This window comes from uncultured Faecalibacterium sp. (assembly GCF_900066275.1).
Taxonomy (GTDB): domain Bacteria; phylum Bacillota; class Clostridia; order Oscillospirales; family Ruminococcaceae; genus Faecalibacterium; species Faecalibacterium taiwanense.
The window spans coordinates 56,943-81,670 of record NZ_FMFG01000007.1; the positions used below are offsets into that span (position 1 = coordinate 56,943).

Genomic DNA, 24,728 nt, shown 5'->3' on the forward strand with positions numbered 1-24,728 from the left:
CGGGAATAGCGGGCCAAACCGTAAACATTTTAACAATTCCACTAAAAACTCGAACCTATTTTCTAGCAAAATGCCTCTTGATATGTTGTATGGGGGGGGGGGGGTAAACTTAAAGAGCAGACGGTGCCTTTTGGGGTGGGTGCCTGCAAAATAAAAAACGAAAAGAGGAAGAGAACATGAGAAAAAAGAGTACGAGACTTCTCAGTGCAGCCCTTGCGGTGTGCATGACGGTGACTGTTCTCCCCATGAGTGCATTTGCTTCCGGGGTGGCAGAGGTAAGTCCACAGGAAACTGCCGCCGCACAGAGCGAGGAGACCGGGGACGTGACCGGGGACGTTGCGATCGACGAAGAACATTTTCCGGACTCGAACTTCCGCAACTTTGTAAAAAAGTATGACCGCGACAAGGATGGCAAACTGAGCCAGATCGAACTTGCGAATGTCACAGATCTGAATTGCGACAAGAGTTATTCCGGCGTGACGGACGATGAAAAGATCAAAAGCCTGAAGGGCATTGAATATTTTACCTCGTTGAAGACGCTGAGCTGCAAGCGTAATCTGCTGACGGAATTGGACGTGAGCAACAATTCGGAGCTGAAGTCGCTGGACTGCGATGAGAATCAGCTGAGTGCACTGGATGTCAGCAACCATCCGGCGCTGGAGGATCTGAGCAGCTATCATAATCCGCTGACTGCACTGAATGTCAGCAACTGTCCGGCGCTGAAGACGCTGAGCTGCGAGGGTGATCGGCTGCTGAGTGAACTGGATGTCAGCAGCTGTTCGGCGCTGGAGAAGCTGTACTGCAATGCGTGTCAGCTGAGTGTACTGGTCCTGGGAAACCACCCGAACCTGATGTATTTGAACTGCAGTGAGAACCGGCTGACCTCGCTTAATATTATCGGCAGCAACGCCATCGACCAATCTCGTTACGACCGATTTCATACCTACTCTAACAGTTATGACATCGTAGTGGCTGACAACCGCTATCGACTGAGCAAGCTGCCGGGCAACTTCGATGCATCCAAGGTCGAGGATTCGCAAGGCGGCAGTTTTGATGCGGAAAGCAACATCCTGACCGTTGACCCAAATGCAACAGAGGTCACCTATACCTACAATTGCGGCACGTACGCCAGTGGTGATAGCATAAAGGCCAAATTTACGCTGAACGTGACCCACCACACCCACCACTACGGCGACTGGCTTCATGACGAGACCGACCACTGGAAGAAGTGCACCGACTCCGATTGCCCGGAGCCGGAGGAAAGCGTGACAGAGACGAAGGCCGCGCACGACTTTGACGAGGAAGGCGTCTGCAAAGTGTGCGGCTATCAGCGGGAGACCGCCGTGCCCGATGCCCCTGCAGGCGGGAGCGGCACCGACAACATTCAGGGCGCAATCTCTGCTGTGGTCGTGGGTGCTGCCGCAGGTGCGATTATCTATGAAGCCGGTACCGGCATCTACCGCGTCATCAATATGCCCGGCATCCCCATGCCCTCCAACCGCATCGAGCTGGCCGAGCTGCTGTGGGAGCGCGCCGGTAAGCCGGAGCCTGTAAGCACCGCCCTCTACAGCGACATCGACGAGGGCGATACCGATGCACAAAAGGCCGCCCGCTGGGCAGTGGAGCAGGATCTGATGAAGGACGATGCGGACAACAATAAATTCCACCCGGCCTTCCCCGTCAGCAAGCTGCGCACCTGCCTGACCTGGAACGCCGCAAAAGAAAAAGGCTTGTTTGACAAGACCGAAGAATAACCGCTGAAACCCCAAAGGGGCTGCTGCACAAAAGGCTGTGCGGCGGCCTCTTTCTCATTTTCAGGTGTTGGCATTGCGCCCGGCCCGTGGTATACTGACAATAGCATGTTTTCGGCCTTTGGCCGGACAAGTTTTCCACACAGAGGAGGCGCAGCGGTTGAAACATCCGAATCATTTTGGCCGGTGGTTGGCTTGCGTGCTGCTGTGCCTGCTTCTGGCAGGCTGCAGCATGCCCGGTGAACAGGTGCAGGTGGAAGAGCTTCTGCGTGCGCCCAAGCTTTCCGGCGATTACGGCGATGTGCAGACTGCCCTGAACGACTGGCTGGGGGAGAGCGCACAGCTCAAATATCCCATGCAGGGCGACCTGCTTTCGCCTTTCCTGCTGCAGGATCTGGACGGTGACGGCAGGCAGGATGCCGCCGTGCTTTACACCACCGCCCAAAGCTCCAACGTGTGCATTGCCATCCTGCAGAAGGATGATGCCGACATCTGGCATGTGCGCCAGAACGTAGAGGGCCTTGCAGACACGGTAGAGTCGGTGGGGCTGGCCCAGCTGCAGCCCGGCGATGCCACCCAACTGGTGGTGGGTTATACAGCGGCACAGGGCGACCATTATCTGGCTGTGTATTCCTACACCGACGGCGTGCTTTCCACGATCCTGGAGCAGCAGTACCAGCAGTATCTGGTGGAGGATATCACCGGCGGCGGCAATCAGGATCTGATCCTGATGTCTACGCTGGAGGACGGCGGCGTGCAGATCGAACTGCTGACCGTGGATAAAGAGGGCAGCTTCCAGCAGGTGGCTGTTATGGGCCTTTCCGCCAATCGGTTCGCCGGCTGCGCCTCGGTGGCGGCGGGTGTGGGTGCGGACGGCAGGCATTATCTGGTGCTGGATGGTTGGACCGGCATTTCCGGCAACAATCTGGCCAGCGTGCTGCTGCGTTTTGACGAGGACACGCAGCAGATGGTGCCTGCCGATCAGATCAGCACCGAAAAGCTTTACACCGCATCCCTGCGCAATGTGCCCAGTCTGGTCAGTCAGGATCTGGACAGCGACGGCATCGTGGAGATCCCCACCCAGCCGGACGAAGCGGGCCTGCTGAACATGAGCCAGAGCCGCCGCATGGATTTTATCGTGTGGATGGACTATACCAGCCCGCACCCGGAAAAAAGCTTCGGGCTGCTGGACGAAGAGACCAACTGCTATATCGAGCTGCCCATGGAGTGGGAGGGCAACCTCAAACTGACCGACAGCGAACAATATGATGGTGCAGTGGAGCTGCGCACGGTGGACGAAGACCAGCTGGTAATGACCCTGCGTCTGGTGCGCACCACCTCCAGCCTGAAGGGCTGGACCCGCCTTGGCATCGTGGCATCCCGCCAGATGCAGGCGAAGCTTGCCCCGGATGTGGAGATCCGTGATAAAAATTACCGCCTGTCCAAGGCGCTGTATCTGCTCAACTAAAGAACGGAGGAACAGTTCATGGTACGAGTGCTTGTCGTTGAAGATGAAGCCAACATCCGCGAGATGATCGCGCTGAACCTGCGCCTTGCGGGCATGGAGGCTGTGGAGGCCGAAAGCGCCGAGGCGGCTCTGCCGCTGCTGGAGAAGAAGCCGGGCTGCGATGCGGCCATTCTGGATGTGATGCTGCCGGGCATGAACGGCTTCTCCCTGTGCGAGACCATCCGCCGCACCGATCAGAAGATCGGCATTATCATCCTCAGCGCCAAGGGACAGGAGCAGGACAAGATCCGCGGCCTTTCTATTGGTGCCGATGACTATATGACCAAGCCTTTCAGCGTAAGCGAACTGCTGGCCCGTGTGAAAGCGCTGTGCCGCCGCGTCGGCCGTACTGCAGGCGGGGACGAAAAAGAAAAGGAAAACCCGCTGGGGATGCTCACCAGCGGCGAATTTGTGCTGGACGAGAACCGCCGCGTGCTGCTCAAGGCAGGCCAGCCTATTGAGCTGACGCAGGTGGAATTCCAGATCATGGAGCTGTTCTTCCGCAACCCCGGCATTGCGCTGGTGCGCGAGAAGATCTTGAAGGGTGTCTGGGGCGAGAACTATTTTGGTGACGTGAAGATCGTGGATGTGAACATCCGCCGTCTGCGCATGAAGGTGGAGGATGAACCCAGCCATCCCACCCATATCCTTACTGTGTGGGGCTACGGCTACAGATGGGAAGAATGAGAAGCGGGATCACCCGCCGGTGGCTGCGGGGCAACCTGCTCATCACCGTGCTGCTGGTGCTGCTGGCCGAAACCATGTTCCTGTACAACTACACACGCAGCTATTATAACAGCGTGCAGCAGACCATGTACCGGCGGTTCTCTTCGGTGTCCGGCCAGCTGAAAATGTACACCGGCGATACGGTGCAGAGCACGGCGGCTACCCGCAGCGTGGCCCTGCGCCGCATGGTGGAGCAGTTTGCCGATAAGGACAAATACGAGTTCATGCTGCTGGACAGCTATGGCGGGGTCATTGCGTCCTCCAGCGGCACAAATGCGGACGGCATTGTGACCGGCATCGACTTTGAGCAGGCGCAGGAGGCTTCTGATGGCCTTGGTGTGGCGGTCTACCGCACCCAGTCCGGCGAGCTGGTGATGGCGGCCTGTTATCTGGTGCCCTATGCCGCCGAGGATGTGGCGGCGATGCGTCTTGTCACCAGCCTGACCCTTGTGGGAGCGCAGATCAAGAACGCCCTCGCGGTAAGTGTTGTGATCGCGGCGGTGATCCTTGCTTTCACCGTGATGTCCGGCCTGTACTTCATCCGCAGCATCGTGGTGCCGCTGGGGCAGGTGGAGCGCACCGCAGCCAGCATCGCCCGGGGTGAGCTGGATGTGCGCCTGCCGGTCACCGGCAACGAGCACGACGAGGTGGACCGCCTGCGCGGCACCATCAACCAGATGGCCGAAGGGCTGGAAGAGACCGAGAAGATGAAGAACGAGTTCATCAGTTCCGTCTCTCACGAGCTGCGCACGCCGCTCACCTCCATCCGGGGCTGGGTGGAGACCCTGCGCACACTGGACGACCCGGCAGACGAGAACTACCGCAAGGGCCTTGAGATCATCAACAATGAGACGGGCCGCCTGTACAACATGGTGGAAGAACTGCTGGATTTCAGCCGTCTGCAGAACGGCCGCATCCGTATGGACTGCCGCCCGCTGGACCTTGTGGCAGAGCTGACCGATGCGGTGCTGTTCTGTGAAGCACGCATCCAGCGCGAGGGCCTTGTGCTCAGCTACACCGAGCCGGAGGAGATGATCCCGGTCTATGCCGACCCGGACCGTCTGCGGCAGGTGTTCATCAACATCATGGACAACGCCATCAAGTACTCGGCCCCCGGCGGGCGCATCACGGTCAAGCTGTGGGCGGGCGAATACAAGGCTTTTGCGGAGATCATCGATCAGGGCCGCGGCATCCCGCCGGAAGACCTTGAGAACGTCAAGACCAAGTTCTACAAGGGCAGCAATTCGGTGCGGGGCAGCGGCATCGGCCTTGCGCTGGTGGATTCCATCATGACTGCACTGGACGGCACCATGGACATCAAGAGCACGCTGGGCCGCGGCACAGTGGTCACACTGGGCTTGCCGCTGTACCATAAGGCGTGAAGATTTTGTCACAATTCTGTGGTAAAATAACCGGGAAAAATATGATCCGATAGGAGAACCCAATGAATCAACCCAAAAAGGAACGTTTCAAGACCAGCGTCGGCGGGCAGGCGCTGATGGAAGGCATCATGATGCGCGGCCCGAAGCTCATCTGCTGCACCGTGCGCAAGCCGGACGGCACCATTGAGACCAAGATCGACCCTGTGAAGAACCACGGCATCTGGACAAAGATCCCGCTGGTGCGCGGTGCCATCTCCATGATCGAAAGCCTGATCGTGGGCTACCGCTACATGATGTACTCGGCTCAGGTGAGCATGGGTGACGACTACGACCCCGAAGAGGAAGAGACTGCCTTTGAAAAATGGGTGGGCGACCACTTGGGCAAAAAGGCAGAGGACGCACTGCTGGCCTGTGCCGCCGTACTGGGCGGCCTGCTGGCGATTTTGCTGTTCACCGTGCTGCCCACCCTCATCGTGGGCGGCGTGAACCACTTTGTAACATTGGGCCGCTGGGCCAAGGTGGTGCTGGAAGCGGTGCTGAAAGTTGGCATCTTCCTCACCTATATGGTGGCCATCTCCAAGATGAAGGAGATCCACCGCGTGTTTGAGTACCACGGTGCCGAGCACAAGACCATTGCCTGCTATGAGGCCGGTGATGAGCTGACCGTGGAGAATGTGCGCAAGTACACTCGGTTCCATCCGCGCTGCGGCACCAGTTTCCTCATTCTGGTGGTCATCGTCAGCGTGTTCCTCTACAGCGTGCTGCCGTGGGGCAGCATCGGCCTGCGGGTGCTGTTCAAGCTGCTGCTTCTGCCGCTGGTCATGGGCATCAGCTATGAGCTGCTCAAGTGGTGCGGCCGGTCCGATAACATTGCCACCCGCATCATCCGCCAGCCCGGCATCTGGGTGCAGCACCTGACCGTGTTTGAACCGGACGACAGCATGATCGAGGTGGCCATTGCCGCTGTGACCCCTGTGCTGCCCGAGGACCCGGAGGATGGCAGATGGTAATTGCTGGTTTGACCCCGCGCGAAGCGGTGCGGGCCGTGGAAGCCCGGCTTTCCGCTGCAGGGTGTCCGGATGCCGATTACGATGCACGGGAGCTGTTCCGCGTGGCAGCCGGGCGGGATGCCCGCCTTTCCGACCGGGTGCTGACCACGGAGGAAGCGGAAAAGCTGGAAGCCCTCTGCACGCGCCGTGAGCAGCGGGAACCGCTGCAATACCTGTGCGGGATCTGGAGCTTTCTGGATTTTGACCTTGCCGTTGGCCCCGGTGTGCTCTGCCCCCGGGCAGACACTGAGGTGGTAGCGGAAGCGGCTGCCAATACCCTGACGGGCATTGCAGCGCCCCGGGTGCTGGATCTCTGCGCGGGGACCGGCTGTCTGGGGCTGGGCGTCAAGCGCTTCTGCCCGGCGGCGCAGGTGACCTGCGTGGAAAAAAGCCCGGAAGCTTTTGTTTATCTGGAAAAGAACTGCCGCTGCGCCCTGAAAGGGCAGGGCGGGCAGACGGAGGATTTGCTGGAGCCTACCGCGTTTGAGCAGGCAGATGCCCCGGCCTTTGACTGGGGGCCGGCGCTGAACGCTCTGCGCGCAAAGGCAAAGCCAGCCTATGCGGTGCAGCCGGTGGAGGGCGACCTGTTCACCTACTGGCAGGGCCTGCCGGAAGGGCAGCTTGATCTGATCGTATCCAACCCGCCCTACCTCACCGCCGAGGAGATGCGGCACCTGCAGCCGGAGGTGGCACAGGAACCGGCCATGGCGCTGGAAGCAGGAAAGGACGGCCTTGTGTTCTACCGTGCCCTTGCAGAGCATTACCAGAATGCACTGCGGCCCGGCGGAGCGCTGGTGCTGGAGATCGGCTGGCAGCAGCGGCAGGCTGTGGCGGCACTGCTGGCTGCAAACGGCTGGGCAGACATTGAGTGCCGCAAGGATTTTGGCGGCAACGACCGGTGCATGATCGCCCACAGACCCGAAAAATAAAAGTGAAAATAGAAACAACTTCTTGTTGTAATATTTTGATTTTGTGGTATACTATACTGGAAAGTATACGGACAGCCCGCGCACGGCGGGCAGCAGGAAGAAAAGGAGCAGCACGCTATGGCAAAAAATCAGAACAACAACACCGTTGCCCCGGCGACCAAAAAGACCGAGCCGGAGGCCAAAAAGGATGCGCTGGCCACTGCGCTGGCCCAGATCGAAAAGCAGTTCGGCAAGGGTGCCGTGATGAAGCTGGGTGATAACGCCTCCATGCAGGTGGATGCCATTTCCACCGGCAGTCTGGGTCTGGATCTGGCTCTGGGCGTGGGCGGTGTGCCCCGCGGCCGCATCATTGAGGTGTACGGCCCGGAATCCAGTGGTAAGACCACGCTGGCTCTGCACATCCTGGCCGAAGCCCAGAAGCAGGGCGGCGAAGTGGCCTTCATTGACGTGGAGCACGCACTGGACCCCACCTATGCCGAAGCGCTGGGCGTGGACATCAACAATCTGCTGGTCAGCCAGCCAGACACCGGCGAGCAGGCCATGGAGATCTGCGAAGCACTGGTGCGCTCCGGTGCCATCGATGCCATCGTGGTGGACTCGGTTGCCGCCATGGTGCCGAGGGCTGAGATCGAGGGCGAAATGGGCGACAGCCATGTGGGCCTGCAGGCCCGCCTGATGAGTCAGGCCATGCGCAAGCTGACTTCGGTCATCGGCAAGACCAACACGGTCTGCGTCTTCATCAACCAGCTGCGTGAAAAAGTGGGCGTGATGTACGGCAACCCGGAGGTCACCACCGGTGGCCGCGCCCTGAAATATTACGCCTCGGTGCGCATCGACATCCGCCGCGTGGAGGGCCTGAAGGACTCTTCCGGCCAGTTCATCGGCAACCACACCCGCGCCAAGATCGTCAAGAATAAGGTGGCACCTCCGTTCCGTGAGGCAGAGTTCGATATCATGTTCGGCGAGGGCATTTCCAAGATGAGCGAACTCATTGATGTGGGCGTGAAGCTGGGCATCGTGCAGAAGAGCGGCGCATGGTTCAACTATGGCGATATCCGTCTGGGTCAGGGCCGTGACAACGCAAAGCAGTTCCTGAAGGACAATCCCGAGATCGCAAACGACATCGAGGGCCAGATCCGCGCCAATGCCGATAAGCTGTACGCATCCCGCCGCCCGGCAGGCAAGGGCGCTGCGGCCAAGGCCGAGGAACCCGCCAAGGCTGCAGATGCCAAGGAGCCGGTGGTCAAGGCTCCTGCCCGCAGCAGCGAGAGCGAACTGGATATCATGGTGGAGGACTAAATGTCCTTTTATAAACGCCGCCGCCCGAAGCAGGAAGAAGAAAAGTGCGCCGACCCGGCCAAGGCCCGCGCCCGCGCACTGGATGCGCTGGCCTCGCGGGAGATGTCCTCGGCCCAGCTGTATGAACGGCTGTGCTATGGCTTTACCGAGCAGGCTGCAGCGGCTGCTGTGGCTGAGATGGTGGAGCTGGATTACGTAAATGATGACCGCTATGCTGAAGCCCGGGCACACAGCCTGCTTGCCGCCCGCAAGAGCCGCCGTGCGGCGGCCCAGAACCTGCGGCAGAAGGGCCTTTCCGGCGCGCAGATCGAGCAGGCGCTGGAAAGCGTCTATGCCCCGGACGCAGACGGCGAAAGCCCGGAGCTGGAAGCTGCCGCCGCTCTGGTGCGCAGCCGCTACATGAAAAAGCTGGCCGATGGCCGCCGCGACCTTGTGGTGGCCGCCCTGCAGCGCCGCGGCTTTGCGTATTCGGTCATAAAAGAAGCGATAAAAAGAGCGGAAGAAGAATAAAAAGCACCCCTCAAAAGAGAAAGAGAGTATCATCCCCTATGAAAATTGCGTGTATTTCCCTTGGCTGCCCCAAGAATCAGGTCGATCTGGATGTGATGGTGCACATCCTGCTGTCTGCCGGCCACGAGACCGTGGCCGATCTGGCCGAAGCAGATGTGATCCTTGTGAACACCTGCGGCTTTATCGAGAGCGCCAAGACCGAAGCCATTGAAAACATTCTGGAAGCCTGCTCCTACAAGCAGCAGAACCCGGAGCTGAAGGTCATCGTCACCGGCTGTCTTGCCGAGCGCTACCGCAGCCAGATCGAGGAAGAGATCCCCGAGGTGGACGCGGTGGTGGGCTGTGCCTCCAACAAGGCCATCGACACCATCGTGGCCCGCCTGTTCCATGGTGAGGATCATCTGGAAAGCTACGGTGCCAAAAAGGACTTTCCGCTGGGCGGCAAGCGTGTCATCGGCACGCCTGCCCACTATGCGTACTTAAAGATCGCTGAAGGCTGCAACAACCGCTGCCACTACTGCGCCATCCCCGGCATCCGCGGCCCGCTGCACAGCCGCGATATGGCCGACTGCGTGGCCGAAGCCCGCTGGCTGGCCGGTGAGGGCGTGAAAGAGCTGATCGTGGTCGCACAGGACCCCACCGCCTACGGCGAGGACTGGGGCAAGCCCGGCAGCATCTGCGAGCTGCTGGATAAGCTGAACAAGGTGCCGGGCCTCGAGTGGATCCGCATTATGTACGCTTACCCGGAGCGCATCACGGACGAGTTCATTGCTGCCATGAAGCGCAATGAGAAGGTGGTGCCTTACCTTGACCTGCCCATCCAGCACTGCAACGATACCATCCTTAAGAATATGAACCGCCGCTCCAACCGCGCCGAGCTGCTGGAAGTAATCGGCAAGCTGCGCCGCGAGATCCCCGGCATCACCCTGCGCACTACCCTGATCGCAGGCTTCCCCGGGGAGACTGAGGAGCAGTTCGAGGATCTGTGCAATTTTGTCAAGGAAGTAAAGTTCGACCGTCTGGGCTGCTTTGCCTACTCGGCCGAGGAGAACACCGTTGCTGCCAAGATGGACGGTCAGATCGATCAGGAGACCAAGGACAGGCGCGCCGAACTGGTGATGCAGATCCAGACCGGCATCATGGCCCAGAAGCAGGCCGAAAAGGTGGGCCAGACCGTGCATGTGCTTTGTGACGGCATCGACGAGGAGAGCGGCCTGTATCTGTGCCGCACCACCGGCGACGCCCCTGAGGTGGACGGCAATGTTTGCGTTTCCAGCGAGGAACCGCTGTATCCCGGCCAGTTCTACGATGTTCTGGTGGACGACAGCGACCTTTACGATCTGTATGGCACTGTTGCAAAATAACAAATTGGAGGAATCTGTATGAATCTGCCCAATAAGCTTACCCTGACCCGCATCCTGCTGGTGCCCGTGTTCATGATCTTTGCGTCCCTGACCGGTCTGAGCGGCATCGCGGATGGCTCCTTCCAGCCGATGTATTACCTGATCGCAGGCATCGTCTTTGCTGCCGCCAGCTTTACTGATTTTCTGGACGGCCATCTGGCCCGCAAGTGGAACATGGTGACCGACTTTGGCAAGTTTGCCGACCCGCTGGCCGACAAGCTGCTCACCACCGTGGCCTTCATTTACATGATGCGGGACGGCGTATGCAGCCCGGTGGTGCTGTGCATCATTCTGGCCCGCGAATTTGCGGTGTCCGGCCTGCGCATGGTGGCCGCCGGCGCCAAGGACGGCAAGGTGATCGCCGCCAACATGTGGGGCAAGGTGAAGACCGTGCTGCAGATGCTGAGCATCATCTTCTACTTCTTTGGCATGGCGATTGCGGCGAATGTGTCCTGGGATGCCACGGTCCTGGTTGTGGGAGCCTCGGTGGTGCTGTGCTGGCTGGTGGCTGCCGTGACGGCCATTTCCGGCATCAAATACCTGTGGGACAACCGCAGCTTCATCAACACCGCAAAATAAAGCGTTTTTTGAAAAAGGGCAGGGAGACCTGCCCTTTTTCAAATTTTCGAGGAAATATTACAAGACGGAAAGGCTTTCCATGAAAAAATTTGCTGATACGGCGCGCCGCCTGCTCTCCATCGCGCTGAACCTGTTCATCGTCTGGGCGGAGCCCATTGCCCTGCCCATGAGCTGGGATTGGGGCAAAGAGCAGATGTTCATTTTCTACACGGAGGATTCCAACATCCTTTCGGCCTGCATCTGCGCCATGGTGGCGGTGGGCCAGCTGGTGTGCATCTTTACCGGCAGGGAACTGCCGCGCTGGCTGCACACCCTCAAGTATATCGCCACCTGCTGCCTGACCCTGACCTTTCTCACGGTGGTATTCGTGCTGGGCCCCATGTATGAGGATGGAAACGGCTGGTACATCATGCTGTGCACCAGCTCCATGCTGTACCATCACCTGCTCAACCCGCTGGCGGCTATCTTCTCCTTTGTGCTGCTGGAGCGCACACCGCGCCTGCCCCGCAGCACGGTCAAGTGGGCGCTGCTGCCCACGGTGCTGTATGGCGGCATCATTTTGTGGCTGAACATCCAGCGCGTGGTAGATGGACCATATCCCTTCATGAAGGTGTATGACCAGAGCGTGCAGGCGTCGGTGCTGTGGTGCATCGCCATCCTGCTGATGAATTACTTCTATGCATGGCTGCTCTGGAAGCTGAACGGCGGGAAGAAAGAAAAAGCATAACGATCTGAAATGCCCTCCGCTTCACTCTGGGCATAAATAGCGGAAATACTAATTTTTATTAGAGCAATACCGGACAGACTGCGGTCTGTCCGGTATTGCATTTTTCACAGAAGGGACCGCAAAGAAAAACAGCATCTGAAAGCTCCGGCCCTTCCTGTGAAAAAGCAGCTCCGAAAAGCCCGCGGGCTTTTCGGAGCTGCAAATTAAAGATAAATTATCCTCTGAATATGCCCAGAGCAAAGCGGAGGGCATTCTAAATGGTTCTTGTGTTTTTACGCTACGGTGGAATTCTCTTCCAGCCAGTCCAGCACACAGGACTGCAGGGCGTTCAGGTGCGCACGGTTCTCACCGTAGGTGTCGGCATAGGTGCTCTCGGCATCGTCCAGCTCTTCCTGCGTGGGAGCAAGGCTCTTGGTCTCGGCCACGGCCTGAAGGATCAGGTCCTGCTTTGCCAGATGCTCAAAGTAAGCGTCGGATGCGGCCAGCATGGCATCGGCATCGGTGTAGCCCTGCGTCTGGGCAAAAGCATTCAGATCCATGCCGTAGGCGGTGGCGTACTGGTTGTAGTAGTTCAGGAACATGCGGATGTAATAGCTGGTGATCTCGCTGGGCAGCTCTTTGAAGGTGGAGTTCGACATCAGGTAGTCCACGATGGCGTTCTCGTAGTTGGTGGCATACAGCGCATCGTTAAAGTAGCTGCGCAACTGGTCGACGGTGTGCAGATCATCGCTGGTGCCAAAGTTGGAGTCCACCCACTCGTCGGTCAGCTCAGGGGTCACGCTTTCGGAAATGGAGTTCAGCGTCACGCTGAACACGGCCTCCTTGCCGCTGAGGGTGATCGTGTTGCCCTCGGCATCGGTGGAATCACCGTAGCCGTCCGGGAAGGTGACGGTCACATCAAAGGTATCGCCCACATTGTGCCCGATGATCTGGTCCTCAAAGCCATCGATGAAGGAACCGCTGCCAAGGGTCAGGTCGTAGCCGGTGGCAGTGCCGCCGGTAAAGGCCACGCCGTCCACGGTGCCGGTGTAATCGATGTTGGCAACATCTCCGCTCTGGGCGGAACGGCCGGTAACGGGCTGGGAAGAGGTGTACTGGTTCAGCAGGTTGTCCACCTGCTGCTGCAGTTCATCTTCGGTGGGGTTCAGGTCGTTCTCCTTCAGGGCAATGGAGCCGAAGTCCTCCGGCAGGGTCACATAGTCCAGCGCTTTGATGCCGCTCCAATAGCCGTTTTCGTCCAGACCATCGCTGTAATCAAAGGCCTCGTAGTCGAAGTCGGCAACAGAGCCAAACTGCGAGACGGATGCGGCAGCTGAAGAAGCGCTGTCGGTCTGCTTGTGCTTTGTCAGCATGAAACAGGCAAAAATGACGCACACCGCTGCGGCGATGGCCAGCAGGATGCACAGGAGTTTTTTGGTGTTGTTTTTCAAAAGAAATACCTCCATAAAAATCGGCCTGATGCACAGCAAAAGACCGGTACAGGCAGAACAGATACCCATTTATTATATACGTTCTGACGGCAAAAGGAAAGTTCTTTGCAAAATTTCCACAAATCCGGCGGTGGGTTTGTATCACTTTTGCCCGTCTACAGGCGCAAAAGTGACCAAAACCGGTGGAAATGGGCGGGCGGTTCTGTTACAATAAAAATAAGTGAGCCTTCCCGGGAACATAAGGCCCCTCCCTGAGGGGGCTGTCGAGCGTATGCGAGACTGGAGGAGTTCCTCCTTCCGTCATCGCTGTGCAATGGAGAGGGCGAGGACGGTAAGATATTGGAGGAAATTCAAATGGATTACAATAAAGCTGCTCTGGAAATGCACGAGACCCACAAGGGCAAGGTGGGCATCGTAAGCAAGGTGGAGGTCGCCACCCGCGATGACCTGTCCACCGCCTACACTCCCGGTGTGGCCGAACCCTGCCGCAAGATCAAGGAAAACCCCGACGACGTGTATAAGTACACCTTCAAGGGCAACATGGTGGCTGTCGTTTCCAACGGCACCGCCGTGCTGGGCTTGGGCGATATCGGCCCGGAAGCCGGTCTGCCGGTCATGGAGGGCAAGGCGGTGCTGTTCAAGGAGTTCGGCGGCGTGGATGCCTTCCCCATCTGCATCGATGCCCACGACGCTGCCAGCGTCATTGCTGCCTGCAAGGCCATTGCGCCCACCTTTGGCGGCATCAATCTGGAGGACATCAAGAGCCCCGAGTGCTTTGAGATCGAAGAAACACTGGAGCGTGAGCTGGACATCCCTGTGTTCCACGATGACCAGCACGGCACTGCTATCGTCGTTACTGCTGCCCTCATCAACGCCCTGCGTGTGGTGGGCAAGAAGATGGAAGATGTGCACATCGTGCTGAACGGCCCCGGCGCTGCCGGTACTGCCATCATCAAGATGCTCATGACCGCCGGTGCAAAGGACATCATTGCAGTGGACCAGTTCGGCACCCTGTACAAGGACTGCAACAGCGCCGAAGCCCACAAGAACTGGCTGGGTGAGGTGACCAATCCCCGTCAGGTCAAGGGCGGCCTGAAGGAAGCACTGGAAGGTGCCGACGTGTTCATCGGCGTTTCCAAGCCCGGCATCCTGACCACGGAGCTGTGCAGGACCATGAACAAGGATGCCATCGTCTTTGCCATGGCCAACCCCACCCCGGAGATCATGCCGGACGAGGCCAAGGCCGGCGGCGTGCGGGTGATGGCCACCGGCCGCAGCGACTTCCCCAATCAGGTGAACAACGTGCTGTGCTTCCCCGGCCTGTTCAAGGGCGCACTGAGCGTCCGCGCCCGTGACATCAACAATGAGATGAAGCTGGCCGCCGCCTACGCCATCGCCGACCTCATCACCGATGCCGACCGCAGTGAGGAGAACATCATCCCCGGCGCGTTCGACCCCCGCGTGGCCGAGGCTGTGGCAAATGCCGTGGCAAAGGCTGCCCGCGAGACCGGCGTTGCCCGTCTGTAAGCGGAGGAAGCGTTTATGAGAACCATTTCCGCACAGGAGATCACCGATACCGTTGCACGGCTGTGCATCGAAGCCAACACCCGCCTGCCGCAGGACGTGCAGGCGGCGCTGGACAAGGCCCGGCAGGAAGAGCCGTGGCCGCTGGCAAAGAGCACTCTCGACCTTTTGTGGTCGAACCTTTCCGCCGCAAAAGAAGAAAACCTGCCCATCTGTCAGGATACCGGCATGGCCTGCGTGTTTGTGGAGCTTGGCACCGATGTGCACATTGACGGCAGCTTTGAAGCTGCCATCCATGAGGGCGTGCGCCGGGGTTACACCGACGGCTACCTGCGCAAGAGCATCGTGGCAGACCCTTTGCGCCGGGGCAATACCGGCGACAACACCCCTGCGGCCATCACAGTGCATCTGGTGGACGGCGAGGGCTGCCGCATCACGGTGGCACCCAAGGGCTTTGGCAGCGAGAACATGAGCCAGATCAAAATGCTCAAGCCCGCCGACGGTGTGGAGGGCTTCAAAAAGTTCGTGCTGGACACGGTGAAGCTGGCAGGCTCCAACCCCTGCCCGCCCATCGTGCTGGGCATCGGCGTGGGCGGCAGCTTTGACAAGGTGGCGTATCTGGCAAAGAAGGCCCTGCTGCGTCCGCTGGATGTGCCAAACCCGGACCCCTATTACGCACAGCTGGAGCAGGAGCTGCTTGCCGCCATCAACGAGCTGGGCATCGGCCCGCAGGGCTTTGGCGGCAGGACCACCTGTCTGGGCCTTGCCATTGAGCAGATGCCTACCCATGTGGCGGGCCTGCCTGCGGCGGTGAATATTTCCTGCCATGTGACCCGCCGTGCAAGCGCGGAACTGTAAGGAGGGGCAAAGATGGAATACAGACTGACGACTCCCTGCACGGCCGAGGACCTTGCCCCGCTCAAGGCGGGCGACACCGTGCTGCTTTCCGGCGTGGTGTACACTGCCCGGGATCAGGCCCACAGGCGGATGATTGAAGCGCTGGAAAAAGGCGAACCGCTGCCCTTTGATCTGACCGGCAGTGCCATCTACTACGTTGGCCCCACGCCGGAACGCCCGGGCCAGGTGATCGGCTCGGCGGGACCCACCACCAGCGGCCGCATGGATGCCATGAGCCCGCGCCTGCTGGACCTTGGCAATAAGATCATGATCGGCAAGGGCAAGCGGGACGATACTGTAAAGGCAGCTGTGGTGCGCAACGGGGCTGTGTATCTGGCAGCGCTTGGCGGGGCCGGTGCGCTGATGGCAAAAAGCGTGCAGACGCTGGAAGTGATCGCATGGCCGGACCTTGGTTGTGAAGCCGTGCGCCGCCTGACTGTGAAAGATATGCCGCTGACGGTGATCCTGGATGCCCACGGCGGTGACCTGTACCAGTCCGGCCCGACGGCATATCTGGAAGCAAAATAATTTATCGCCTTTGCACAAAACGCGGCCGACTAAAAACCGGCAAAACAGCAGATTTGCGCAGGATAAATTTGGTTTGTTTTAACAAACTTCCGCGAATTGCTTGCACATCGGCAAAAAGTGTGATATCTTGTACTATATGAAACCGTGGTGCTTTGCATCCCGGCACAGACAGGAGGCAAACATACCATGCAGATCCACCAATCCGCAGAAGATTATCTTGAAACGATCCTTATGCTCACCCAGCGGATGGGCCGTGTGCGCTCCATCGATGTGGTCAATGAGCTGGGCTTTACCAAAGCCAGCGTCAGCATTGCCATGAAGAAGCTGCGCGAGAACGGCTATATCGCGGTGGACGGCGAGGGCAACCTGACCCTGCTGGCACCGGGCCGCGAGATCGCAGAGCGCATCTATAGCCGTCACCGTCTGCTGACCCACTTCTTTATGCAGCTGGGCGTGGACGAAAAGACCGCCGCCGAAGATGCCTGCAAGGCAGAGCATATCCTCAGTGAGCAGACGCTGGAAAAGATCCGTGAGCGCGCCATTGAGACGGATGCTGAGCTTGGCAAGACTGTCAAGTGATCCCCGCAGCATTCCAAGATCGTAAAATGATCCCGTTCCTGAAAAGGAGCGGGATTTTTTTGTATGGAAATTGGGCGGCAGATCCCTCTTGCATCCGGGGTGCGGGTGCGGTATTCTTATAAGATAAGAAGGTTTTACAGCCAAACCGGGAGGAAACAGCCATGGATGCAGACGAGATCCGCACGCTTTTGGGCGATAACATTTTTGAGCGGGCCAAGAAATACCGCAAGCGCATCCAGCAGAGCACCTGCACCGTGAACGCCGATGGCGTGCGGCATATTTCGGCCATGGTACAGGGCAGCGGCGGCAGCTATTACTATACGCAGGCATGGCTGCGGGAGAACGGCAGCTTTGTCAGTGCGTCCTGCAGCTGCCCGTATAACCAGAACGGCGAGGGCACCTACTGCAAGCATATCGGCGCATTGCTGCTGGACGATGCCGAAAAGAATGCCCCTGCACCGGCGGCAAAGCCGGATGCGATTCCCGGCGTTGTGCGCGGCGCGGCGGGCCTTGCTCCGGAACCGGCCCGGCGGGACAGCTATGCCTCCGGGCTGGAAATGCTGTTTGGCAAAAAGTGGCACGGCGAAACGCCGGTGTCGGATCACGAGGCCCGCAGGCTGCTGGATACCTACAAGGAAGCAGCCCTTGAAAACCTTGGTGTGGACGAGACCGCCCAGCGCACCGGCTTTGCCCATCTGGAACCGGAGCTGACCCTCGTGCCCGGCGCACAGCCATGGCTGCGGCTGCGCATCTCGGACGGCGGGCGGCAGTATGTGGTAAAAAGCATCCCGAACCTAATGGAAGCCGTCGAGATGGGCAAAAGCGTCAGCTACGGCAAGGCACTGGCTTTTGTGCACCGGTGGGATGCCTTTGATGAAGAGTCCCGTGCGCTTTTGCAGCTGCTGCGCCGTCAGGTGAACGCAAGGCAGAGCATGGATAAAGCCGCCGTGCGGGTGTACGGCGGGGCCGAACAAGGCCCGGCGGGAGGCATGATCCTGACCGGCGAGATCTTTGATGACCTTGTGCAGCTGTACGAGCATACCGGTTTTTTGGGCGGGTACGAGCTGCGGGAAGGTCTGCCCGTCATTACCATGACCGTGGAGCGCCGCCGCGGCGGTGTGCAGGTGGAAGGCGAACCCGCACTTTCCGCTGTGCAGGGCCTTGACTATGATTACCTGTTCAGCGAGGATACGCTCTGGCGGCTGCAGCGGCCCGGGTGCACCCGCATCCTGCCCGCATTGCAGGCGCTGGGCGGCAAAAGCCTGTTCTTTACCAGCGCAGATGCCACGGCCTTTTGCAGCTATGTGCTGCCGGAGCTGGGCAGCAAGCTGAACATCGTGGACCCGGAACGTCTGCTGCTGAACCAGATCCCGCTGGAACCGGTGGTGCAGTTCTATCTGGACGCACCGGACAGCTTCCGCATCGAAGCACACGCGGAGTTTTTGTACGGGGAGGATAAGGTCACGCCGTTCGTGCCGTCTCCGGCAGGGCTTTTGCGGGATGTGCGCGCCGAGAGCCGGGCAAAGCGGCTGCTGGCCTCTTATCTGCAGCCCGGTGTGGGCGGCAGAGAGGAAGTGTACGGCACCGCTGACGAGGACGAGATCTACCGCATGTTGGAGGAGGGCGTGCCGGCCCTGCTGGCCGAGGGTGAAGTATACCTGACGGATGCCTTCCGCAGCCTGCAGGCCGCGCCGCCCCGCATCACGGTGGGCGTTTCGGTGCACGGCAGTGTGCTGGATCTGGAAGTGGATACCGGCGAGTTCCCGGTGGCAGAGCTGAAAGAACTGCTGCGCTCCCTGCACCAGAAAAAGCGCTACCACCGCCTGCGGGACGGCCGTCTGCTGCGGCTGGACGACAGTCTGGAAGGGCTGGATGAACTGAACGATACACTGGAACTTTCCGGGGCCAAGCTCAAGAGCGGCCACGCCGAGCTGCCGCTCTACCGTGCACCCAGTCTCGACTGGGCGCTCTCGGGCCAGAACGGCCTGCGTTTCAACCGCGACGATGCGTTCCGCCGCATCAGCCGCAGCTTTCACGCCGTGAAGGACAGCGAGTATACTCCGCCGGAAAGCCTGCACAATGTGCTGCGCAAGTACCAGCGGGATGGCTACCGCTGGCTGCGCACGCTGGACGGCTACGGCATGGGCGGCATTCTGGCCGACGATATGGGCCTTGGCAAGACCGTGCAGGTGCTCAGTTACCTGCTGGCCATGAAGGAAAGCGGCCAGCGCCTGCCCAGCCTCATCGTCTGCCCGGCATCGCTGGTGCTCAACTGGCAGGAGGAATGCCAGAAGTTCACGCCGCAGCTTTCCTGCGTGGCTGTGGACGGTGACGCTGCTCACCGGGCAGAGCTGGCAAAGCAGTGGGCGGAAGCCGACCTTGTGGTGACCAGCTATGACCTGATGCGCCGGGACGAGGAGCTTTACAGCGGGCAGCAATTCTACGCCTGCATTCTAGACGAAGCGCAGGCCATCAAGAACCACACTACCCAAAAGTACAAGGCGGTGTGTGGGGTGAATAGCAAAGTGCGGTTTGCCCTTACCGGCACCCCGGTGGAAAACCGCTTGGGCGAATTGTGGAGCATCTTCTCCTTCCTGATGCCGGGGTATCTGCCGCCCTACAAGACCTTCTGCGCCCGGTTTGAAAAGCCTATCGTGCAGGAGGACGACAAAGACGCACTGCGCCGTTTGAACCAGCTCACCGGGCCGTTCATCCTGCGGCGCATGAAGTCCGAGGTGCTCAAAGAGCTGCCCCCCAAGACCGAGAATCTCCACCGCATCGAGCTGGACGAGCAGCAACGCAAGCTCTACCTTGCCGCTGTGGTGGACGCGCGGGAAAAGCTGCGCGCTGCAAAGCCGGAGGATAAAATGGCGGTGTTCGCGGTGCTCATGCGCCTGCGGGAGATCTGCTGCGACCCGCGCCTTGTGGCAGACAACTGGGACGGCGGCAGTGCCAAGCTGGATGCCTGCATGGAGCTGGTGACGGCTGCTGTGGAGGGCGGACACCGCATCCTGCTGTTCAGCCAGTTCACCTCCATGCTGGAACTGCTGGCAAAACGGCTGGACGAAGCGGGCGTGAGCCACTTTACCCTACAGGGCTCCACCCCAAAGCCGGTGCGTGCAGAGCTTGTGCGCCGGTTCAACAGCGGCGAAGCGGATGTATTCCTCATCTCGCTGCGGGCGGGCGGCACCGGCCTGAACCTGACGGCGGCAGATATCGTCATCCACTACGACCCGTGGTGGAACGTGGCTGCGCAGAATCAGGCCACCGACCGCGCCTACCGCATCGGCCAGCGCAATCCGGTGCAGGTGTACAAGCTCATTGCGCAGGACACCATTGAAGAAAAGATCGTGGAGCTGCAGCAGGCAAAGCAGGACCTTGCCGAGACGGTCACCGGCTCGGCAGACGGAGCGATCCTGTCTATGAAACCAGAGGAATTGCTGCAGCTGCTGCAAGAGGAATAAAGAGGAGAAAACATCATGAAAGTCTGGGATCTGCACTGCGATACCCTCAGCGAGCTGCGCAAAGCCGAACATGCGGGCCGGCCCAAGAGCTTCGCGCAGAACGATCTGCATATCGACCTTGAAAAATTACAAAAAGGCGACTATCTGCTGCAGTGCTTTGCAGCATTCGTCAATCTGGGTGACAAAACGCCCGGAGCGGATCCGCTGGTGACAGCGCTGGAAGAGATCGACCAGTTCAAGCGCATCATGGCGGCATACCCGGAAAAAATTGCTCCGGTGTACACGGCGGCGGACATCCACCGGAATGCTGCGGCGGGAAAGATCAGCGGGATGCTCACCATCGAGGAAGGCGCCTGCTGCAAGGGCAGCGTGGGGGTGCTGCGCCGGATGTATGAGCTGGGCGTGCGCATGATGACCCTGACATGGAACCACGAAAACGAGCTGGCAAGCCCGCAGCGGAACCCCGGCGGCGTGCTGGTGCCCCAGACCGAAAAGGGTCTGACCGGGAAGGGCTTTGAATTTCTGGCCGAGATGGAACGGATGCACATGATCGTGGATGTGAGCCACCTTTCGGACAAGGGCTTCTGGGATATCGTGGAGCACGGCACCCGGCCTTTTGCGGCCAGCCACTCCAACTGCCGTGCACTGGCACCCCACACCCGCAACCTGACCGATGAGATGATCCGCGCCCTTTCGGAGTGCGGCGGCATTGCGGGCCTGAACTACTATGCGCCCTTTCTGGACACCGACCCCACCCACCCGGAAAACTGCCGCAGCACGGTGGAGCTGATCGCAAAGCATGCAGCCCACTATAAGCAGGTAGGCGGTGCACAGATGATTGCTCTTGGCAGCGATTTTGATGGCATCGATGGCCCCCACCAGCTGGAAAATGCTGCCTTCCTGCCGCTGCTGGCGGATGCCCTGCGCAAAGAGGGCTTTACCGAGGACGAGGTGGAAGGCATCTACTACCGCAATGCCATGCGCTTTTTTGAGGAGAACCTGTAATAACAACGGAGAATATGCCGATATGGATAAAAACATGACGCTGGAAAAGCGCATTGCTGCGGAGCTGTACTGCTATCAGGGCAAAATGAGCGTGTTCGTGGACGACCTGCAGGGCCATACCGTGGAGGTGGGCGCGGACGAAGAATTTGAGACGGCATCCACCATCAAGGCGTTCATTCTCGCTGCATTGTATTTGCAGGCGCAGCGCGGCAAAGCAGACCTTGCCGAAGAGATCACCTATGAGCAGAGCCAGTTCGTGGACGGCAGCGGTATGCTGCGCGCGCTGGGCGTGGGCGCAAAGCTCAAGGTGAAGGACACCGCCACCATGATGATCATTTGCTCGGACAACATCGCCACCAATATGATCATCGACTATCTGGGACTGGATACCATCAACGCCTGCATCCGGGAGCTGGGCTTTGCGCATACTGTGCTGCACAATCCGCTGCACTTTGACCGCTACCGCCGGCTTGGCACCACCACGCCGCGCGACTACGCGGCGCTGTTCGCCCGCATTGCAAAAGGGGAGCTGGTCAGCCGGGAAGCCAGCGCGGAGATGCTTGCCATCCTGCGCCAACAGCACTACAACACCATGCTGACCCACGATTTTCCCCAGTACTATCTGGACTGCGAGGAGACCGGAGCGCCGGAGCTGATCTGGGTGGCCAGCAAGAGCGGCAGCATGAACGCCTGCCGCAACGACGGCGGCATCGTCCACACCCCCTACGGCGAGTATGTCATCGTGCTGATGAACAAGGATTTTCACGATATCATCGAGTACAATGAACACCCCGCCATGGTGTACGGTGCCCGCGTCTCGCGGATGATCCTGGATCAGGTGCTGGCCTGTGAGGGCCGACTGTCCCTGTCCTGAGACGCACGTTCTCCCAAAGAACAAAATTGGAAAAATAAAAGGAATTATAACAATGGGTATCACGCTCTCGCCATGGATGATGGCGTTTCTCGTTCTGATGACGGGCTTTGCAGGCTTTGTGGATTCGGCAGCCGGAGGCGGCGGTCTTATCAGCCTGCCGGCCTATCTGTTTGCCGGGCTGCCGCCCCACTACACCTATGCTACCAACAAATTCAGCGCCGCCTGCGGCACCACTTTTGCCACAGCCAACTTTTTCAAAAACGGTGCAATGAACCTGAAGGTGGGCATCCTTGCAGCCATTGGCAGCTTTGCGGGCAGTGCACTGGGGGCGCATATCGTGCTGCTGCTCAGCGATGAACTGCTGCGCACCATGATGTTCCTCATCCTGCCAGTGGCGGCGGCGGTCATTTTGTGGCAGCGCGACCTGCCGGACCAGAACCGGGACGACGGAACCCTGAACCTGAAAAAGATCCTGCTGGCGCTGGGCATCGGCTTGGGCATCGGCCTGTACGACGGTATCGTGGGCCCGGGCACCGGCACCTTTGCCATCATTGCCTTTACCACCCTGATGGGCTTTGACCTGCGCACCGCCAACGGCAACGGCAAGGTGCTGAATCTTGCCAGCAACTACGCCAGCCTGTTCACCTATCTGATGAACGGTCTGGTGGTGTTCCACATCGGCATCCCCTGCGCCGTCAGCAACATTCTGGGCAACCTGCTGGGGTCCCATTTCGCCCTGAAAAAGGGTGCGCGCTTTATCCGTCCTATGATGCTGGTGGTGCTGGTGCTGCTGCTGGGCAAGCTCATCTCGGACGCAGTGCTGTGAGCGCCGGGCGCGCCAGAGGCTCCCTCTCCGAGGGAGCTGGCAAAACCGTCAGGTTTTGACTGAGGGAGTTTGCGCCCGTTTCCCGCTGCAAAAAACAAGTCGGGCAGCCCGCAGGCTGCCCGACTTTGCTCGGATGATCTTTTTTCGGTGGTCGCTTATTCCAGCACCAGCCTTTTGTCAAAGAATGCCAGACCAAATGCACCGGGGCCTGCGTGGGTGCCGATGACGCAGCCGATCTGGCGCACCAACGGTTCGCTCATGTGCAGATTTTCACGGAAGTAGTTCTCGATGGGCTGCACTTCCCGCAGGCTGGAAGAATAACCGGCAACAGCGGCAAAGTCCGGGCTGATGCCGCCCAGCTCTTCGATCTTCTTGAACAGGGCCACATAGGCACCGGGCAGGCCGCGGGCCTTACCGGCCATGGCTACCTTACCGTCCTTGATGGTGATGAGGGGCTTGATGCCCAGCATCCCGCCCGCGACGGCCACAGCGGCAGGCAGACGGCCGCCCTTGCGCAGATACTTCAGATCGTCGATGGCGGCAACCAGATGCAGATGCTCCTTGGCGTGCTCCAGATCGGTGGCGATCTGCACCAGCGTCTTGCCTGCGTCACGCAGCTGCACGGCCAGACGCACCAGCAGCGATTCGCCCAGACACACGGTGGCACTGTCCACAAACAGCACGTTGTCTACATTGGCGAGGTCTGCGGCCAGCTTTGCGCACTGCCATGTGCCGGACAGCTCGTGGGACAGGAAGATGCCCAGCACTTCGTCCCCGGCGGCAGCGGCTTCCAGATAGAACTTCTCGAACAGCTCCGGGCTGGGCTGGCTGGTGGTGGGCAGCTTGCGGCAGCTGGCCAGATGGGCATAGTACTCGGTGGGAGTCATGTCGATGCCATCCCGCAGGATGCTGCCATCCTCCAGCGTCACGTTCAGAGGAATCACGGTCACGCCCAGCTGCTCGGCTTCGGCGGGCAGGATGTCGGACGCAGAATCGGTGAGAATACGGATCATAAAATACCTCCGGATTTCCGGTAAAAACAAATTCAAGTAATGTTTCCCGACGCTTTGCAACAAAACGTCGGGAAACATTATACCAGAATCCACAGGGAAAAGTCAATTACCTGAGCGAAAATTGCTTCGTCCCAGCGCAAAATACTTGCGTAAAAGCCGCTGCTTATGATAAGATAGGCGCTGAGAACCGCACGGCAGGGAGGGCAGGCCATGGAGCAAAAGGCAAAAACAAGGGCGCTGCTGGCTGCGTTCGGCTGCGCACTGACCTACCTGCTGGCAGGCAAAGCGCTGGCATTTTTGCCTGCCCCGGCGTGGGATGTGCGGGCGCTGAGTTTTGTGCACCACTGCATCGCTGCACCTGTCGTGGAGGAACTGGTGTTCCGCGGGGCCATCCAGCAGCTGGCGCAGCCCTTGGGCAGATGGCAGGCCGCGGCGCTGCAGGCGGTACTGTTTGCGGTGCAGCACGGCACCCCGGCGGGCATGGCGTGGGCGCTTGGCTGCGGCCTTGTGCTGGGCGCACTTCGTGAACGCACCGGCAGGGTATGGCCGGGGATGCTTTTGCATACATTGAATAATCTGCTGGTTTTTGCAGCAGGATAAAGGGGAATCTATGACCGATTCTGAACTGATGGGCCTTGCGCTGGAAGAAGCCCGCAAGGCGGCTGCACTGGGCGAGGTGCCGGTGGGGGCCGTGGTGGCCCGCAACGGCGAGGTGGTAGCTGCCGC

At 59.5% G+C, this 24,728-nt stretch carries 22 protein-coding genes and 1 pseudogene; 21 read left to right on the forward strand and 2 right to left on the reverse strand.

Annotation, left to right across the window (positions count from 1 at the left end; genetic code table 11):
• Positions 1–176 precede the first annotated feature (176 nt).
• The 11 genes from QZL71_RS04480 to QZL71_RS04530 all read left to right on the forward strand — a co-directional run bounded on the left by QZL71_RS04480 (position 177) and on the right by QZL71_RS04530 (position 11,862).
• Positions 177–1,754 (forward strand): leucine-rich repeat domain-containing protein, encoded by a 1,578-nt coding sequence (locus tag QZL71_RS04480; protein ID WP_294647938.1) that lies wholly within the window; start codon positions 177–179, stop codon positions 1,752–1,754.
• A 157-nt stretch (positions 1,755–1,911) separates the two neighbouring features.
• Positions 1,912–3,219, forward strand: a complete 1,308-nt coding sequence (locus tag QZL71_RS04485) for a hypothetical protein (RefSeq protein ID WP_294647941.1) — start codon at positions 1,912–1,914, stop codon at positions 3,217–3,219.
• An 18-nt stretch (positions 3,220–3,237) separates the two neighbouring features.
• Positions 3,238–3,945, forward strand: coding sequence for a response regulator transcription factor (locus QZL71_RS04490; RefSeq protein WP_005937958.1), 708 nt, complete (start codon positions 3,238–3,240; stop codon positions 3,943–3,945).
• On the forward strand, positions 3,942–5,366 hold the full coding sequence (locus QZL71_RS04495) for a sensor histidine kinase (protein WP_120079784.1): 1,425 nt from the start codon (positions 3,942–3,944) through the stop codon (positions 5,364–5,366). Before QZL71_RS04490 ends, QZL71_RS04495 begins: the two co-directional genes overlap by 4 nt.
• 62 nt (positions 5,367–5,428) lie before the next feature.
• Positions 5,429–6,376 carry a DUF1385 domain-containing protein gene (locus QZL71_RS04500; RefSeq protein WP_294647944.1) on the forward strand — a complete coding sequence of 316 codons (948 nt, stop codon included), beginning with the start codon at positions 5,429–5,431 and terminating at the stop codon, positions 6,374–6,376.
• Positions 6,370–7,344 carry a N5-glutamine methyltransferase family protein gene (locus QZL71_RS04505; protein WP_005937949.1) on the forward strand — a complete coding sequence of 325 codons (975 nt, stop codon included), beginning with the start codon at positions 6,370–6,372 and terminating at the stop codon, positions 7,342–7,344. Before QZL71_RS04500 ends, QZL71_RS04505 begins: the two co-directional genes overlap by 7 nt.
• Before the next feature lie 117 nt (positions 7,345–7,461).
• Positions 7,462–8,643: a recombinase RecA gene (recA, locus tag QZL71_RS04510; RefSeq protein ID WP_005937946.1), complete on the forward strand. Its 1,182-nt coding sequence runs from the start codon at positions 7,462–7,464 to the stop codon at positions 8,641–8,643.
• Complete coding sequence (locus QZL71_RS04515) at positions 8,644–9,153, forward strand: regulatory protein RecX (protein WP_097774405.1); 510 nt, start codon at positions 8,644–8,646, stop codon at positions 9,151–9,153.
• A gap of 38 nt (positions 9,154–9,191) precedes the next feature.
• The gene (gene rimO, locus QZL71_RS04520) at positions 9,192–10,517 is read left to right on the forward strand and encodes a 30S ribosomal protein S12 methylthiotransferase RimO (RefSeq protein ID WP_223388549.1); all 1,326 of its coding nucleotides are present in this window, start codon (positions 9,192–9,194) and stop codon (positions 10,515–10,517) included.
• A gap of 18 nt (positions 10,518–10,535) precedes the next feature.
• On the forward strand, positions 10,536–11,135 hold the full coding sequence (gene pgsA / locus QZL71_RS04525; protein WP_294647946.1) for a CDP-diacylglycerol--glycerol-3-phosphate 3-phosphatidyltransferase: 600 nt from the start codon (positions 10,536–10,538) through the stop codon (positions 11,133–11,135).
• Between the two features lie 79 nt (positions 11,136–11,214).
• Positions 11,215–11,862 carry a hypothetical protein gene (locus QZL71_RS04530; RefSeq protein ID WP_294647948.1) on the forward strand — a complete coding sequence of 216 codons (648 nt, stop codon included), beginning with the start codon at positions 11,215–11,217 and terminating at the stop codon, positions 11,860–11,862.
• 272 nt (positions 11,863–12,134) lie between these two features.
• Here QZL71_RS04530 and QZL71_RS04535 read toward each other — a convergent pair whose 3' ends face one another.
• Positions 12,135–13,292 carry a trigger factor gene (locus tag QZL71_RS04535; RefSeq protein ID WP_294647951.1) on the reverse strand — a complete coding sequence of 386 codons (1,158 nt, stop codon included), beginning with the start codon at positions 13,290–13,292 and terminating at the stop codon, positions 12,135–12,137.
• Positions 13,293–13,646: 354 nt separating this feature from the next.
• Between QZL71_RS04535 and QZL71_RS04540 the strand changes: the two genes are divergently transcribed.
• From QZL71_RS04540 to QZL71_RS04575, 8 genes are all read left to right on the forward strand, one after another.
• Positions 13,647–14,819 carry an NAD(P)-dependent malic enzyme gene (locus tag QZL71_RS04540; protein ID WP_294647954.1) on the forward strand — a complete coding sequence of 391 codons (1,173 nt, stop codon included), beginning with the start codon at positions 13,647–13,649 and terminating at the stop codon, positions 14,817–14,819.
• Positions 14,820–14,834: 15 nt separating this feature from the next.
• Positions 14,835–15,674 (forward strand): fumarate hydratase, encoded by an 840-nt coding sequence (locus QZL71_RS04545; protein WP_097774411.1) that lies wholly within the window; start codon positions 14,835–14,837, stop codon positions 15,672–15,674.
• 12 nt (positions 15,675–15,686) lie between these two features.
• Positions 15,687–16,241, forward strand: coding sequence for a Fe-S-containing hydro-lyase (locus QZL71_RS04550; protein WP_154259598.1), 555 nt, complete (start codon positions 15,687–15,689; stop codon positions 16,239–16,241).
• Between the two features lie 186 nt (positions 16,242–16,427).
• The gene (locus tag QZL71_RS04555; protein WP_005937910.1) at positions 16,428–16,820 is read left to right on the forward strand and encodes a metal-dependent transcriptional regulator; all 393 of its coding nucleotides are present in this window, start codon (positions 16,428–16,430) and stop codon (positions 16,818–16,820) included.
• A gap of 161 nt (positions 16,821–16,981) precedes the next feature.
• Positions 16,982–20,284, forward strand: coding sequence for a DEAD/DEAH box helicase (locus QZL71_RS04560; RefSeq protein ID WP_294647957.1), 3,303 nt, complete (start codon positions 16,982–16,984; stop codon positions 20,282–20,284).
• Positions 20,285–20,299: 15 nt separating this feature from the next.
• Complete coding sequence (locus tag QZL71_RS04565; RefSeq protein ID WP_294647959.1) at positions 20,300–21,289, forward strand: dipeptidase; 990 nt, start codon at positions 20,300–20,302, stop codon at positions 21,287–21,289.
• A 22-nt stretch (positions 21,290–21,311) separates the two neighbouring features.
• The gene (locus tag QZL71_RS04570; RefSeq protein ID WP_097774416.1) at positions 21,312–22,163 is read left to right on the forward strand and encodes a serine hydrolase; all 852 of its coding nucleotides are present in this window, start codon (positions 21,312–21,314) and stop codon (positions 22,161–22,163) included.
• Between the two features lie 52 nt (positions 22,164–22,215).
• The gene (locus QZL71_RS04575) at positions 22,216–22,989 is read left to right on the forward strand and encodes a TSUP family transporter (RefSeq protein ID WP_294647961.1); all 774 of its coding nucleotides are present in this window, start codon (positions 22,216–22,218) and stop codon (positions 22,987–22,989) included.
• A gap of 155 nt (positions 22,990–23,144) precedes the next feature.
• On the opposite strand, the gene QZL71_RS04580 is transcribed toward QZL71_RS04575, so the two are convergent.
• Positions 23,145–24,002 carry a DegV family protein gene (locus tag QZL71_RS04580; protein WP_294647963.1) on the reverse strand — a complete coding sequence of 286 codons (858 nt, stop codon included), beginning with the start codon at positions 24,000–24,002 and terminating at the stop codon, positions 23,145–23,147.
• Positions 24,003–24,212: 210 nt separating this feature from the next.
• Here QZL71_RS04580 and QZL71_RS04585 point away from each other — a divergent pair, with 210 nt between their 5' ends.
• Both QZL71_RS04585 and QZL71_RS13280 read left to right on the forward strand, forming a co-directional pair.
• A complete protein-coding gene (locus tag QZL71_RS04585) occupies positions 24,213–24,602 on the forward strand; it encodes a CPBP family intramembrane glutamic endopeptidase (RefSeq protein ID WP_207698530.1) in 390 nt (129 codons plus the stop codon).
• 10 nt (positions 24,603–24,612) lie between these two features.
• Positions 24,613–24,728: pseudogene (locus QZL71_RS13280) on the forward strand (tRNA-specific adenosine deaminase); the annotation flags it as partial.